Annotated in this window: 10 protein-coding genes; 5 read left to right on the plus strand and 5 right to left on the minus strand. The window is 65.2% G+C overall.

What is annotated here, in order from left to right; genetic code table 11:
- Positions 1–8 precede the first annotated feature (8 nt).
- From I2H36_RS10135 to I2H36_RS10155, 5 genes are all read left to right on the plus strand, one after another.
- Positions 9–743: a nucleotidyltransferase family protein gene (locus I2H36_RS10135; protein WP_196263767.1), complete on the plus strand. Its 735-nt coding sequence runs from the start codon at positions 9–11 to the stop codon at positions 741–743.
- Between the two features lie 9 nt (positions 744–752).
- The gene (gene addB / locus I2H36_RS10140; RefSeq protein ID WP_196263768.1) at positions 753–3,920 is read left to right on the plus strand and encodes a double-strand break repair protein AddB; all 3,168 of its coding nucleotides are present in this window, start codon (positions 753–755) and stop codon (positions 3,918–3,920) included.
- A complete protein-coding gene (gene addA / locus I2H36_RS10145) occupies positions 3,917–7,351 on the plus strand; it encodes a double-strand break repair helicase AddA (RefSeq protein WP_196263769.1) in 3,435 nt (1,144 codons plus the stop codon). Before addB ends, addA begins: the two co-directional genes overlap by 4 nt.
- 101 nt (positions 7,352–7,452) lie before the next feature.
- Positions 7,453–7,773 (plus strand): thioredoxin, encoded by a 321-nt coding sequence (gene trxA, locus I2H36_RS10150; RefSeq protein WP_196263770.1) that lies wholly within the window; start codon positions 7,453–7,455, stop codon positions 7,771–7,773.
- A 523-nt stretch (positions 7,774–8,296) separates the two neighbouring features.
- Positions 8,297–8,623, plus strand: coding sequence for a DUF930 domain-containing protein (locus I2H36_RS10155; RefSeq protein ID WP_196263771.1), 327 nt, complete (start codon positions 8,297–8,299; stop codon positions 8,621–8,623).
- Positions 8,624–8,635: 12 nt separating this feature from the next.
- Here the strand turns inward: I2H36_RS10155 and I2H36_RS10160 are convergent, their stop codons facing one another.
- The 5 genes from I2H36_RS10160 to trpB all read right to left on the minus strand — a co-directional run bounded on the left by I2H36_RS10160 (position 8,636) and on the right by trpB (position 14,945).
- Positions 8,636–9,979, minus strand: coding sequence for a bifunctional folylpolyglutamate synthase/dihydrofolate synthase (locus I2H36_RS10160; protein ID WP_196263772.1), 1,344 nt, complete (start codon positions 9,977–9,979; stop codon positions 8,636–8,638).
- Between the two features lie 728 nt (positions 9,980–10,707).
- Positions 10,708–11,499, minus strand: a complete 792-nt coding sequence (locus I2H36_RS10165; RefSeq protein WP_196263773.1) for a M10 family metallopeptidase C-terminal domain-containing protein — start codon at positions 11,497–11,499, stop codon at positions 10,708–10,710.
- 246 nt (positions 11,500–11,745) lie between these two features.
- Positions 11,746–12,639, minus strand: coding sequence for an acetyl-CoA carboxylase, carboxyltransferase subunit beta (gene accD, locus I2H36_RS10170; protein ID WP_196263774.1), 894 nt, complete (start codon positions 12,637–12,639; stop codon positions 11,746–11,748).
- Positions 12,640–12,741: 102 nt separating this feature from the next.
- Entirely contained in the window at positions 12,742–13,581 is an 840-nt protein-coding gene (gene trpA / locus I2H36_RS10175) for a tryptophan synthase subunit alpha (RefSeq protein WP_196263775.1), read from the minus strand.
- A 143-nt stretch (positions 13,582–13,724) separates the two neighbouring features.
- Entirely contained in the window at positions 13,725–14,945 is a 1,221-nt protein-coding gene (trpB, locus tag I2H36_RS10180; RefSeq protein WP_196263776.1) for a tryptophan synthase subunit beta, read from the minus strand.
- Between the last annotated feature and the right edge of the window lie 22 nt (positions 14,946–14,967).

A 14,967-nucleotide genomic window follows, 5' to 3' on the forward strand; every position in this document is an offset into this window, starting at 1 on the left:
TCAGCAACTTGCCCCAGACCTCGCCGCGCGCACCCCACAGAGCCATCGTCCTCGCTGCAGGTCTGGGCAAACGCATGCTGCCGATTACGGCCACCATGCCGAAACCGCTGGTGAAGGTGGCGGGCCGGAGCCTGATCGACTTCGCCCTCGACAAGCTGCACGAGGCGGGCGTGGAGACGGCGGTGGTGAACGTGCACCATTTCGCCGACATGTTGGAAGCTCACCTGCGCGGCCGCGGAACACCCCGCATCGTGATCTCCGATGAGCGCAGCGAACTGCTCGAAACCGGCGGCGGCGTGAAGAAGGCCCTGCCGCTTTTGGGCGAAGAACCCTTCATCACCTTCAACTCCGACTCGCTCTGGATCGAGGGCAAGGAGCCGAATCTGCTACGCTTGGTGCAGGCCTGGGATCCGGACAGGATGGACATCCTGATGCTTGTCGCACCGTTATCCACAAGCATCGGATTCGAAGGCCGGGGTGATTTTCACCAGGATCCCGACGGCCGCCTGCGCCGTCGCGGAACCGACGACAACGCTCCTTTCGCCTATGCGGGCGTCGCTATCGTGAAGCCGGAACTGGTTCACGGCACGCCCGATGGAGCGTTCTCGGCCAACGCCTTCTACGACCGGGCCATCGCGAAGGACCGCCTCTACGGCTTGTGCCTGGAAGGGCAGTGGCTGCATGTTGGAGAGCCGCAGGCGATTGCCGAGGCCGAACGATGCCTCGCCGCCAGCAAGCGATGAGGTTTCTTCGTGCCGAGCGTACCGCGCGTGTTTTCCATTCCTCCAGGTTGCGCCTTCCTGCCGACTCTGGTGGACGCGCTGTTCGACGGCCGTCTCGTCGGCCCTCTGCCGGATGATCCCGCGGCTCTTGCCGACATCACGATCTATGTTCCCAACCGCCGCGCCACCCGCGCGCTGATCGCGCTGCTGGCCGAACGGGGCGACGGCCGGGCGCAGCTCCTGCCGCGCATCGTCCCCTTGGGCGAGACCGACGAGGCCGAGTTCGAGCTGACGGGGTTAGAGGGCACGCCCTTGCAGGAACCCGCGAGCCTGAAACCGCCGATCCCGCCCCTGGAGCGCCGGCTCATCCTCACGCGCCTCGTGCAGCGCTGGTCGGCGGAAGTCGACCGCGCGCTTTTGCAGATCGGCCCCGAGGTGCCCTTCATGGTCCCGGCCTCGCCGGCCGATGCGGTGAACCTCGCGGGCGATCTCGAGACTCTGATGGATGCTTTCACCACGGAAGGCATCGACTGGCATGCCCTCGAAGGGGCGGTGGATGCCGACTACTCGAAGTATTTCGAGATCACCCGCCACTTCGTGCAGATCGCCAGCGAGAACTGGCCCAACATCCTGGCCGAGCGGCAGGCGAGCGACCCGGCCCAGCGGCGCAACGCCCTGCTGGAGGCGGAAGCGAAGCGCCTCACTCGTGAAAATCCAGAGCATCCGATCATCGTCGCGGGCTCGACCGGCTCGGTGCCGGCGACCGCAAACCTCATGGGCGTGATCGCGCGGCTGCCCAAGGGCGCCATCGTGCTGCCCGGTCTCGACATGGATCTCGACGAGGAGAGCTGGTCGACCATCGGCGGGCATGGCGATGACGAGAGCGATCCGGTGCACAGCCATCCGCAGGCTTCGCTCCGCCGTCTCCTCGACAAGCACCTGCGCATTCCACGCCCCGCCGTCACCGTGCTCGGCGACACGCCGGAGACCGCGAGAGCGCGCAATCATCTCCTCTCCGAAGCCCTGCGCCCGGCCGACACCACGGATCGCTGGTCGCTGATCTCGTCGGAGGATCGCGTTGCCATGAGCCGCAGCGGCTGTGAGGGTCTCGCCATCATCGAGGCGGCGGACGAGCGCGAAGAGGCGTTGTCCATCGCCATCGCGTTGCGCGAAACCATCGCTCATCCCCACAAGACGGCCGCCCTCGTCACACCCGACCGCGCGCTTGCCGCGCGCGTAACGGCGGAACTCGCCCGCTGGGGCCTGAGCGTGGACGATTCCGCCGGCATTCCCCTCTCCGACACACCGGCCGGGCGCTTGGCGCGGCTTGCGGCGGAAGCGGCTGCCGACGACTTGCGACCCGTGCGGCTGCTCGCTCTGATCGCGCACCCGATGGTGCGTCTGGGCTTGTCGCGTGAAACCATTGAACATGCCGCCAGCGTGCTCGAGATCGGCGTGCTGCGCGGGCCTGCGCCTGCGCTCGGCATCGAGGGCATCCGTGCAGCGCTCGCCAGCCGTCGCGCCGAGAGGGACCGTCGCGCACCGCGTCCGGTGAAGCGCCTGACGGAGGCCGATTGGGATCTCGCGGACGAATTGCTGCAGCGCCTCGGCGTCGCCTTCGAGACCTTCACGCCGGCCGTTCACGGCGAGGGCAAGCTCGATCTCATGGCGCTGGTGGAGCACCATCGCCGGGCGGTCGAGGAGCTCTGGGCAGGACCCGACGATGCCCCAGAGGAGCCCGACGCCGATGCTTCGAAGGAAGCGCTCGCGGCGCTCTTCGACGATCTCGAACAGTCCGATATCCGCGCGGAGGAAGGCCACCCGCTCGCAGGCCGTTTCGTCGATTATCCCACCTTCTTCAACGCACTCGCCAAGCAGCGCAGTTTGAGCCCCTCGCCGCGCTCGACCCATCGCCGCCTGAAGATCCTCGGCCTGCTTGAAGCACGCTTGCTGTCTGTCGACCGCGTGGTGCTCGGCGGATTGGACGAAGGCACCTGGCCGCCGCGCACGGTGACGGACGCTTTCCTCAACCGGCCCATGCGCTCGCGCGTGGGCCTGATGCCGCCGGAGCGGCGCATCGGCCAGACCGCACACGATTTCGTGCAGGCGCTCGGCACGCACGACGTGGTGATCACCCGCGCTCACAAGCGCGACGGCTCGCCCATGGTCCCCTCACGCTTCCTCCAGCGGCTCAAGGCCTTCACCGGCAAGGACACGTGGGAGCAGATGACGAAGGTGGGCAACGTCTATCGCCGTCTGGCCCGTACCCTCGACACGCCCGAGCCCGCGCCGCCGCTGCCGCGCCCGAAACCCAAGCCCGACCCAGCGCTGTTCCCGCGCAGTTTGAGCGTTACGGAAATCGAGACGCTGGTGCGCGACCCTTACTCGATCTTTGCGCGCCACATCCTCAAGCTCGATGCGCTCGATGCGATTGCCGTGACGCCGAGCGCGGCGGATCGCGGCACGATCATCCACGAGGTGCTCGGCCAATTCGGCACGCAATACCCGAAGGCCATTCCTGCTCATGCCCTGGAAATCCTTCTGGGTCTCGGTCAAGTCGAGTTTGCAGACATTGCGGAAGCCTATCCCGAACTCTACGCCGAATGGTGGCCGCGCTTTACGCGGCTCGCCACCGAATTCGTCGTGTGGGAGCAGGCGCGCCGTCCCATGCTGGTCGATGTTTATGCGGAGCGATCAGGCTCCCTGTCGATCCCTCTGCCGGACGGCTCGCTCTTCAGCTTACGCGCCCGCGCGGACCGCATCGAGCATCGCCGCGACGGCGGCTTTGCCATCATCGACTTCAAGACGGGCCAGCCGCCCGGCATCAAGGAAGTCTATGCCGGCTTCTCGCCGCAGCTCACGCTCGAAGCGATGATGCTGATGAAGGGTGCCTTCAAGGGCCTGCCGAAGGCGAAGGAGACGCCGGATCTCATCTACATCCACACCACCGGCGGGCGCGAGCCGATCAAGCCGCGCGAGATCGGGCCATCCGGCAAGGAGACCCGTCCCGTCGCAGAGATCGTCGAAGAGCATCGCCGCCGCTTCGAGGGAATGATCGTGCGTTACGCCAAGGGCGAAGCGGCTTACCTCTCGCGGCCCTTCCCGAAATATGCGCGGCGCTTCTCGGAATACGATCACTTGGCGCGCGTGAAGGAATGGTCGCTTGCGAGTGCCGGCGGCGGTGAGGGCTTCGAATGAGCACCGATCTCGTCATCCCGCAATACACCAAGGATGCGCAGCGCCGCGCCGCGAACCCGCGCGCCTCCGCCTGGGTGTCGGCCAATGCGGGCGCCGGCAAGACCAAGGTGCTCACGGATCGTGTCGTGCGCCTGCTGCTGAGCGGTTCGCTGCCAGGCCGCATCCTGTGCCTCACCTTCACCAAGGCGGCTGCCGCCAACATGGCGATCCGCGTCTTCGAGCGCTTGGGGCGGTGGGTGACGCTGGACGAGGAAAGCCTCGTCGCGGAGCTGACGGAGTTGGAAGGCGAGAGGCCGACGCGTCGCCAAGTGAAGCTCGCGCGCACGCTCTTCGCCCGCGCGGTGGAAACGCCGGGCGGCCTGAAGATCGACACGATCCACGCCTTCTGCGAACGGCTTCTGCATCTCGTGCCGTTCGAGGCCAACGTGCCGGCGCGCTTTGCCGTGCTCGACGAGAGCCAGACCGACGAGATGCTGGCGCAGGCGACCTCCAACGTGATGGCCGATGCGGCAAGCGGCAACTATCCGGCACTCGCCGAAGCCCTCGACATCATTAGCGTCGATGCGGTGGGCGATGCGCTCGCCTCCGCCATCAACGCGGCCCTGAAATGCAAGACGTTCCTGCATGACCCGACAGGCCCCGCGCGGCTGCGCAGGGAGCTCGGGCTGGGGCCGGACGAGACGCTCGAATTCATCGAGCGCACCATGCTGGAAGGCGGCCTCAAGCCGGAGAACTGGCCTGCCATCGCCCAGGAACTGCTCGGCGGAAAAGCAACCGACCAGAAGCGGGCTGCCTCCCTCATTGCAGCCGCCGAGGCCAAGGATTTACCTGAGAAGCTGGAGAACTATCTCTCGGTTTTCCTTACGGATGGCGGCACGCCGCGCAAGGGCTCGGCCTTCCTCACCAAGGACGTGAGCGAGAGCCTGAAGGACGAGCTTTTGCGCGAGCAGGACCGCGTTTGCTCGCTCATCGACAAGCGCAAGGCCGCCCGCGCGGCAGAGCGCACGGGCGCATTGTTCACGCTTGCGGCCGAAATCCACGCGCGCGTCGAGCAGGCGAAGATGCGCCTCGGCGCCCTCGACTTCCAGGATCTCATCGACAAGACCCTGGCGCTGCTCTCGCGCGGCGACACGGCCTGGGTGCTCTACAAGCTTGATCGCGGCATCGATCATGTGCTCATCGACGAAGCACAGGATACGAACCCGGAGCAATGGGAGATCCTGCGCAAGATCACCGAGGATTTCACCGCAGGCGCGGGAGCGGCGGGCGGGCGCGTGCGCACGCTCTTTGCCGTGGGGGATCCCAAGCAGTCGATCTACGGCTTCCAGGGCGCAGCCCCGCAGGAATTCGAAACCACCCGCCGCAGCTGGTCGCAAAAGGTGCGCGAGGCGGAACTCGCCTTCGAGGACGTGTCGCTCACCATGTCGTTCCGCTCAGGCCGAGCGGTGCTCTCGGCCGTAGATGCGACGTTTGCGGTCGACCGGCACTTCAAGGGCTTGTCCTTCGAGGACAAGGCCGTCGGCACCGTTCACGAGAGCGCGCGTCCGCATGCGCCGGGCCTCGTGGAGCTGTGGCCCGTCGAGACACCGGCCGAGGAGGAAGAGCCCGAGGCCTGGGTGCTGCCGGTCGACGAGCCCGAGCAGCAATCGCCTCCCGTGGTGGTGGCGCGGCGCATCGCGCAGGCCGCGAAATGCTGGACCACCAAGGGCGACGAGATGGGCCGCGTGTGGAAGGCCGGCGACATTCTCGTGCTGGTGCGCAAGCGCGGCGCGGCGTTCGAGGCGGTGATCCGCGCCCTCAAGGAAGCGGGCGTACCGGTGGCGGGCGCAGATCGGCTCAACATCGGCGAGCACATCGCCGTGCTCGATCTCGTGGCCGCAGGCCGAGCGGCGCTGCTGCCGGATGACGACCTCACGCTCGCAACCGCGTTGAAATCGCCGCTCGTCGGCTTGAACGACGACGACCTCATCCGCATCGCCGCCAGCCGCTCGGAAGAGGAATCGCTGCACGCGGCGCTGACGCGTCACGCCGACAACGGCGATGCGAAGGCCAAGCGCGGATGCGAGGCGCTCAGTGCGTGGCGCGAGCTTGTCAGGATCCATGGCCCCTTCGGCTTCTTTGCCACCCTGCTCGGCCCCCGCGGCGGGCGCTCGCTCCTCGTGGCGCGGCTGGGCAGCGAGGCGGGCGATGCCATCGACGCCTTTCTGTGCTTCGCGCATCAGTTCGAGATGACGGAGACGCCGTCGCTCACCTACTTCCTGAGCCGGTTCGAATCCGCCGATCACACCATCAAGCGCGATCTCGATTCCGTGAACGACGAAGTGCGCGTGATGACCGTGCACGGCGCCAAGGGCCTGGAAGCGTCCGTGGTGGTGCTCATCGACGGCTGCGAGGTGCTCGGCCGCGATCCGCCACTGCTGCAGCTGCAAACGAAAACAGGTCATAAGATCCCTGTCTGGGCGCCGGGCAAAACCTCCGATTCCAGCGTGATGATGCAGGCCCGCGAGATCCTGCATGCGAAGGGCCACGAGGAGCACAACCGGCTGCTCTATGTGGCGATGACTCGCGCCAAGGACCGGCTGGTGATCGCGCCTTATCTCACGGGCAAGAAGGAATCGCCGCAGGAGGCCTGGTGCGAGATGATCCGTCATGGCCTCGTGACCAAGGCCGGCGGCCTGGAGCTCGACGAGGCCCCCTATGGCGCGATCTCAGTCTGGCGCGACGGCTCGCCACTCGCCCGCACGCTTGCGGCCGAATCGGATGTTCCGCCGCTCGATCCCATCGCCGTGCCGGACTGGCTGACCAGAGCGGTGGCGCCGGAACCCGAGGCCCTGCCCCCGATCCGTCCCTCCAGCGCGCTGGGCGCTGCCGACCGCATGACCCGGCCGGGCGACGGGCCCTATGCCCCCGAGGCTCGCTTACGCGGCACTCTGGTCCATGCCCTGCTGGAGCGCCTGCCCGCCCTGTCTCCGGAGCACCGGGCGAGCATGGCGCGATCCTACGTGAAGGCCCGCGCCCCGCGATTGGCTGCGGAGTTGCGCGAATCGATCCTGGCCCACGCGCTGGACGTTCTCGATCATCGGGACCTGAAGCCCCTGTTCGGCAACGGCTCGCGGGCGGAAGCCCCCATCGCCGGGCGTGTTCTGACGGGTGCGGGCGAACTCATGGTTTCGGGCCAGATCGACCGCCTCGCCGTGCTGGACGGCGAGGTCCTTGTGGCCGACTTCAAGACCACGGCCCGCCCGCCCCGCCCCGGCCAGCCGCCACCGCAATCTTACGTGGCGCAGCTTGCGCTCTACCGGAGGCTCTTGGCCGAGATCTATCCGGGGAGGCCAATCCGCACCTTCCTGATCTGGACCTCGGGCCCGGTGATCCACGAGCTCATGGAACCGGAGCTGGAATCGGCACTTACCCTCATCAAAGCGGCGTGAGGGCCGGTGCCCTCGCTTGATTCCAACAAGGCCGGTTCTTACCTTGGCCCTATAGCCGAGCGGCTCGTTATTGAGTCGCATTCAACGTCAAAGGTGATGGTATGGCGACCGTTAAGGTGACCGACGCAAACTTCGCGCAGGATGTCCTGCAATCCTCCGAGCCCGTCGTGGTCGATTTCTGGGCCGAGTGGTGCGGTCCCTGCCGCATGATCGGCCCGGCTCTGGAAGAGATTTCCGACGAGATGGCCGGCAAGGTGAAGATCGCCAAGCTCAACGTGGACGAGAATCCGCAGATCTCCTCCCAGCTCGGCATCCGGTCGATCCCGGCGCTCATGCTGTTCAAGGACGGCAAGGTCGTGGCCCAGAAGGTCGGCGCCGCCCCCAAGGGTGAGCTCTCCCGCTGGATCCAGGCTTCGGCCTGATTGGTTGAGACGATCTGAGATGAAGGAAGGGGCCGAAAGGCCCCTTTTCTTTTGATTATCGTCATCCCGGATAGCGAAACCGATCCGGGATGACCCTCTTGGGCTTATTCCGACAGCGTTCCGTTCTCATCAGCGCTTGCCCCACTCTTGCTACAATGTCTCCCGATAAGGCCAAGCTAGGCCATGGCGGGAGGGCGTTCTGGAACACGCGTCGTACACAAGAACCGTACGGCGTTGGACGACGTGTATCCCCCTGCCGCATGTCGGAACGTACGGAATCATTGTCTCGTCGGTCGTCCATGCTCTCCTGCTTCTGATCTTCGCACGGCCTTTCGATTATCCGCGCCCTCCCCTCCAGGAAGGTCTTGCGGTCGAGGTCTGGACGCCTGAGCAGGTCGAGGCCCTTACCAACCCCGCCGGGAGCAGCGATCAGACCCCTGCTCGGCTAGGCACCACGATCCGCGCAACTAGGATTCTATCGGGGGACGCTCTCGCTCACCCGCTCAGCCGAAAGATGCGGGGAATGCTGCCGCTGTTCGAGGAAGACACCCGGCTGGAGCAGCTTTGCGGCCTGGAGGCGATGGCTCAGATCGCGGCCTCACTCAAGCAGTTTCACCCGGACCGGATCGTCGCCTATGCGAAGGCGGATGTGAGGATCGACAACAACAGGCTCGTGGCCGAAGGAGCAGCGTTTCGCAGCGATCGACGATGGTATGGCCTGACCTTCAACTGTGGCTTCAGCAGGGACCGTCAGGCCGTGCAGGATTTCGCGTTCACTGTTACAAAGGCAATCCCGAAGCGCCTCTGGGAGCAGTACAACCTGCCTGATCCGATTTTGGATAATGATTAGCTGGATCCAGCCCTATTCCGGCAGTGTCCCGTTCGCCGCCAGCACCTCGCCGGCGAGATAGAGCGAGCCGCAGATCAGCACGCGGGGCGGGCGGTCCCAGACGTAGTTGTGGAGCGCCGCGAGGGCGGATTCGACGCTGGACGCAATCGATGTCGTGAGGCCCACGCTTGCCGCGATGGAGGCAACCTCCTCGGCTGGGCGCGCGGCGATCTGGCCGGAAATTGGCACGGCGATCACCTCCCGGGCCAGCCCCGAAAAGTTCTTGAAGAAGGCCTGGGCATCCTTGGTGCCGAGCATGCCGGCGATCAGCACGAGCGGCGCGTCGGAGCGTTCGCTCTGGTCGGCCATGGCGGCGGCGAGCACCCGGCCGCCATCCTGGTTATGTCCGCCGTCGAGCCAGATCTCGCAATCCTTGGGCGCGATCTCCGGCAGGCGGCCTCGATTGAGGCGCTGCAGGCGGCCGGGCCAGTCGGCGCGGGTGAGGCCCGCCTCGAAGGCCGCAGTCTCGAAGCCCTCGAAGCCGGCAGCGCGCAGGGCGGCAATGGCCGTGCCGGCATTGATGAACTGGTGGCGGCCGATGAGTTTCGGGCGCGGCAGGTCCAAGAGGCCCTTCTCGTCCTGATAGACGAGGCGGCCGCCCTCCTCATGCACGGAAAAATCCTGCTGGCCGACGAGGATTGGCGAGGCGCCGATGCGCTCGGCTGCATCGCGCAGGGTCCGGTCGGCCTCCTGGTAATCCTGCGGCGCGATCACCGCCGGACAGCCGCGCTTGAAGATGCCGGCCTTCTCTCCGGCAATCGCCGTCAGCGTCGTGCCGAGATAGTCCGCGTGGTCGTGGCCGATGGACGTCACGACGGCCGCGGCCGGCCTGTCGATGACGTTGGTGGCATCGAAGCGCCCCCCTAAGCCCACTTCGAGCAGCAGCACGTCGGCGGGCTCCTCGGAGAAGATCAGCAGGGCCGCGGCGGTCGTGATCTCGAACACGGTGATGGGCTCGCCCGCATTCACCGCCTCGCAGCGGCGGAAGGCTTCCACGAGCCGGTCCTCGGTGACGTACTGCCCACCGCCGATGCGCCCGATCCGGATGCGCTCATGGAAGCGCACGAGATGGGGCGAGGTATGGACATGGACGGCAAGCCCAGCGCTCTCCAGGATCGCCCGCATGAACGCGATGGTCGAGCCCTTGCCGTTGGTGCCCGCCACATGGATCACCGGCGGCATGCGGCGCTCAGGATGTCCGAGACGGGCGAGCAGCCGCTGGATGCGTCCGAGCGAGAGGTCGATGGCCTTGGGATGCAGGGCGAGAAAGCGCCCGATCAGCGCATCGGAGGATTCATACGCACCGCTCACACCCATGGCCAACTTCCTCGTTCCCTTCAGGACGCCGGGACTACCACTTGCTGCTGTCGAGGGAAAGAGAGCCTGGAAGGCGGTACATCCGCGCGCTCCCCGGCCCTTAAGGACATGGCCACGCCTGAATGAAGGAGATGGAGACTAGGATTGCACGGTCACCCGGACCTGCTAACGGCTTTGCGTTGTTCGTAGCTTCTGGCGCTGTTCGACATAGACCGCGCGATCATTGCTCGTATCAGTGTCATTTGAGGCTCGCCTGTAGATCAGAACCGCAACGGCGAGTGCGAGCAAGCTCCCTGCGAACGGCATGCTCAGAAGCGCAATGGCAACACCATAGGGCCACAGCAGGGCGCAGCTTATGAGACCGCCAATCAAAGCGGCTGCCGAGTAAGCGATTACCATGCCACAGGTCTTCCTAGGGATTGCCTCCATAGGAGTATAGCGCGATTTCCACGGCTTCCACCCAGCCGAACTGTCGCGGGGTCAGGGCATGCCGTCGGTCTTGCATGAACAGAGAACAGGGCGCTCGCGCATATCAGACCAAAAAAGAAGCGCCTCCCGAAGGCCGGCGCTTAGGTTCGATCCGTAGGGGCAACCTTGGATCGGGCCATCTGGATAGCCTGCCATCGTCGTTTCGGCCAGAACCTGGGAGCGGCTCTTTGGAGACGCGCCTGCTCCCGTCGGGGTAAGGCGCCAGAGTAACCTTGACCGTACTTCGGCTCACCGGCCGCTTAGAGAATGAAGTAGCCCTTGGAGAGGATGGAGACACCCTTCACATAGATTGCAAAATCCGCGCTTCCATCGCCATTCACATCCCCACTCACAACGGAACCGCCCGAGACCTTGTCGTAGCGCAGCTCGCCGGCTTTCTCTTGAAAGCCGTTCTTACCGATGAACGTGAAGGCTTGGTTGCCGCCCAGACCTGTCTTGGCATCGATGGCCTTCAGGTCGATCTTGTCCTTTTGCTTGGCAGAGAAGTCATAGATCGTGTCGCGGCCACTCGAGGCCACAGTGCTTTCTTTGACTTTTTTGAAGACGAAAGTATCGGCTCCGGTGCCACCATAAAGCCGGTCCGCTCCCACGCGTCCGTACAGCACATCATTGCCGCCAAAGCCTTCCAGCTTGTCCCCGACATACTTGTTCAACATGTAGAGGCCATTGCCGCCCGTGATCTTATCGTTCCCGGACAGGATTTTCTTCAAGAGATCGAAGTCATCGGATCTGATCGAGGTTTTGCCTGCCGCAACGAATGAAGCCGCCGGAACGCTGATCCCTTTCACCGTGAGGCTGGTTTTGCCGCTCTGGATTCCACCGAAGCTTTCCACGATTCCGCCGCTCAGGGTGCCGGATGCATCGTAGACGAAGCCCGTGCCTCTGAACTCATCACGGTACGTGGTGCCAGTCCCATAGGTCACTGAAAACAAGCTTGAGGTCTGCTGATAGGGATTGGCCTGCAGCATCCCCGAGAATCTGACATTCCTCAGGTCAAAGCCAAGAGCGCTGTAAGACGTAATCGTTGCCATCGATGCCCCCTTCTATGAGGACGCATCTATTAAGCCCCAGGGTCTGTGAGCAAGAGCACAGATGTCGCACGAAAGTATGACTATGAGTCCGCTGGCCTTCCTGCACTGCCGGCAGGTGCCGTATCGCCCCCCAAAGGGCCTGAGCAGTTCCTGGCCGGATCACGCGACCCGACCATTCTCAAGGTTTGGTGCCGCTTCGGACGGCTGTTCACGTCAGAGGCGTCGACTTCATGCGACAATAAAAACTTACTCGGCAGCGACCGCAATGGCCGTCGTGCCGGGTGACGCCACCGGGGCCTTGGTGAAGAGACGCGACAGGCGGGCCACGGTCGATTTCAGGTCGTGGCGATGCACGACCGCATCCACCATGCCGTGTTCCTTCAGGTACTCGGCGCGCTGGAAGCCGTCGGGAAGCTTTTCGCGGATGGTCTGCTCGATCACGCGCGGACCGGCAAAGCCGATGAGCGCGCCGGGCTCGGCGAGATGCACGTCGCCGAGCATGGCATAGGACGCCGTCACGCCGCCGGTGGTCGGGTTCGTGAGCACAACGATGTAGGGCAGCTTCGCATCGCGCAGGCGGCGGATCGCCACCGTGGTGCGGGGCATCTGCATGAGCGAGAGGATGCCCTCCTGCATGCGCGCGCCGCCGGAGCCGGCGAAGAGCACGTAAGAGGTCTTCTTCTCAAGCGCCGTCTCGGCGCCCTTGATGAAAGCCTCGCCGGCCGCCATGCCGAGCGAGCCCCCCATGAAGCCGAAATCCTGCACCGCGAGGGTCATCGGCAGGTCGTCGACCCGGCCGAAGCCGACCTTGAACGCATCCTGCTGGCCGGTCTTGGTGCGGGCGTCCTTAAGACGGTCGATGTACTTCTTCTCATCGCGGAACTTGAGGGGATCAACAGCCACTTCGGGCAGCGCCACGTCGAGCCAGGTCGCGCCGTCGAACATGAGCTGGAGCCGCTGGGTGGCGGAGATGCGCATGTGGTGGTTGGAGCCGGGGATCACCCACTGGTTCGCCTCCACGTCCTTGTGGAACACCACCTGGCCCGTCTCCGGGCACTTGATCCAGAGATTGTCCGGCGTCTCGCGCTTGTTGAAGAGCGTCTTGATCTTCGGACGGACGACTTCGGAAATCCAGTTCATCGCTTCAATCCTCTCGCCACGGACGGGGCTTGCCCGGCCATCCCTGCGAACCCCGCCGGAGGCGTGGCTGCCTGCACAACGGCAGGACGTGCTCAGTATGTATTAGGCTGCGGCGCGTTTTGCCACCGAGCGCACGCCCTCGCTCAATTCCTTCACCAGCTTCGTGACCGCCTCAATGGTGCCTGCCGTTGCGCCATCCTCGGCATCGAGAGTGCCCTTCAGGGCATCGATGAGGGCCGAGCCCACCACGACGCCATCGGCGCCTTGGGCCACTGCGGCTGCATGCGCGCCGCTCTTGACGCCGAAGCCCACCACCACCGGCAGGGGTGTGTGGCGCTTGATCCGCTCCACGGCCGAGGCGACCTTGCCGAAATCCGGGGTCGCGGCGCCTGTGATGCCGGTGATCGACACGTAATAGACGAAGCCCGCCGTGTTGGTGAGCACGGCCGGCAGGCGCTTGTCGTCCGTGGTCGGTGTGGCGAGGCGGATGAAGGCGAGACCGGCCTTGAGGGCCGGCAGGCACAGCTCATCGTCCTCTTCCGGCGGCAGGTCGACGACGATCAGGCCGTCGACGCCGGCCTCTTTCGCGTCGGTGAGGAAACGGTCGACGCCGTAGACATAGATCGGGTTGAAATAGCCCATGAGGATCACGGGCGTGTCCTGGTCATCCGCCCGGAAGCGGCGGATGAGATCCAGGGTCTTGACCGTATCCTGCCCGACTTTCAGCGCCCGCAGCCCCGCCGCCTGGATCGCCGGGCCGTCGGCCATCGGATCGGTGAACGGCAGTCCGAACTCGACGATGTCGGCCCCGGCCTTGGGCAGGCTCTTGAGGATCGCAAGCGAGGTCTCGGGATCTGGGTCGCCGGCCATCACATAGGTGACGAGAGCGGCGCGGCCTTCAGCGCGGCACTTCTGGAAACGGGCTTCGATGCGTTGGGTCATGGGCTGCGTCTTTAACATGAGACATTCAGAATGAACACGCGTGTCATTCCGGGCCGGAGCGGAGGGGAAGGGAATCCACTCACCCGCTCGGCATCATGGATCCCCTTCCCGGCCCTTGCGGGCCGCCGGGGATGACACGGGGGTCAGACGATCTTTTCCTGCAGATGCTCGGCGATCTGGAACAAGTCCTTGTCGCCACGGCCGCTGATGTTGACCACCATCAGGTGATCCTTGGGCTTTTTCGGTGCGAGTTCGACGACCTTGGCCAGCGCATGAGCCGGCTCCAGCGCCGGCAGGATGCCCTCGAGGCGCGAGCAGAGCTGGAAGGCGTCGAGCGCCTCGTCGTCGGTGGCGGAGATGTACTGCACCCGGCCCATCTCGTGCAGCCAGGCATGCTCCGGGCCAATGCCCGGATAATCGAGGCCGGCGGAAATGGAATGGGCGTCGGCGATCTGCCCGTCCTGGTTCATGAGCAGGTAGGTGCGGTTGCCGTGGAGCACGCCGGGCCGGCCGCCGGAGAGCGAGGCCGCGTGGAGATTCGACAGGCCGTGGCCCGCCGCCTCGACGCCGTAGATCTCCACGTCCTTGTCGTCGAGGAACGGGTGGAACAGCCCGATGGCGTTGGAGCCGCCGCCGATGCAGGCGACGAGGGAATCCGGCAGGCGGCCTTCCGCCTGCATCATCTGCTCGCGGGTCTCGTTGCCGATCACGCATTGGAAGTCGCGCACCATGGCCGGATAGGGATGCGGGCCCGCCACCGTGCCGATGCAGTAGAAGGTGTCGGCCACGTTGGTGACCCAGTCGCGCAGGGCCTCGTTCATGGCGTCCTTGAGCGTCCGGGTGCCGGACTGCACCGGCACCACCTTGGCGCCGAGCATGTTCATGCGGAACACGTTGGGCTTCTGCCGCTCCACGTCGACCGCGCCCATATAGACGATGCATTCGAGCCCGAAGCGCGCGCAGAGCGTCGCGGTGGCGACCCCGTGCTGGCCCGCGCCGGTCTCGGCGATGATGCGCTTCTTGCCCATGCGGCGGGCGAGAAGGATCTGGCCCAGCACGTTGTTCACCTTGTGGGCGCCGGTGTGGTTCAGCTCTTCACGCTTGAAGTAGATCTTTGCCCCACCGAGATGCTCGGTCATGCGCTCGGCGAAGTAGAGCGGGCTCGGGCGGCCGATGTAATGAGTCGAGTAGTTGGCCATGTCGGCATGGAAGGACGGATCGTTCCGGGCCGCCTCATAGGCTTTTTCCAGCTCGAGGATGTTCGGCATCAGGGTTTCGGCGACGAAACGTCCGCCGAACTGGCCGAAATGCCCGCGCTCGTCGGGACCGGTGCGATAGGAATTGGGTTGGGCTTGAGCTGACACGGCCTGTCCTGCCTTCAGATTG

It is taken from the genome of Microvirga terrestris, assembly GCF_015694425.1.
Taxonomy (GTDB): domain Bacteria; phylum Pseudomonadota; class Alphaproteobacteria; order Rhizobiales; family Beijerinckiaceae; genus Microvirga; species Microvirga terrestris.

Coding starts and splice junctions, on each gene's coding strand:
- accD (WP_196263774.1), bottom strand. CDS start 12,639: ATGAACTGGATTTCCGAAGTCGTCCGTCCGAAGATCAAGACGCTCTTC.
- trxA (WP_196263770.1), top strand. CDS start 7,453: ATGGCGACCGTTAAGGTGACCGACGCAAACTTCGCGCAGGATGTCCTG.
- I2H36_RS10155 (WP_196263771.1), top strand. CDS start 8,297: ATGCTGCCGCTGTTCGAGGAAGACACCCGGCTGGAGCAGCTTTGCGGC.
- I2H36_RS10160 (WP_196263772.1), bottom strand. CDS start 9,979: ATGGGTGTGAGCGGTGCGTATGAATCCTCCGATGCGCTGATCGGGCGC.
- trpA (WP_196263775.1), bottom strand. CDS start 13,581: ATGACCCAACGCATCGAAGCCCGTTTCCAGAAGTGCCGCGCTGAAGGC.
- addA (WP_196263769.1), top strand. CDS start 3,917: ATGAGCACCGATCTCGTCATCCCGCAATACACCAAGGATGCGCAGCGC.
- I2H36_RS10165 (WP_196263773.1), bottom strand. CDS start 11,499: ATGGCAACGATTACGTCTTACAGCGCTCTTGGCTTTGACCTGAGGAAT.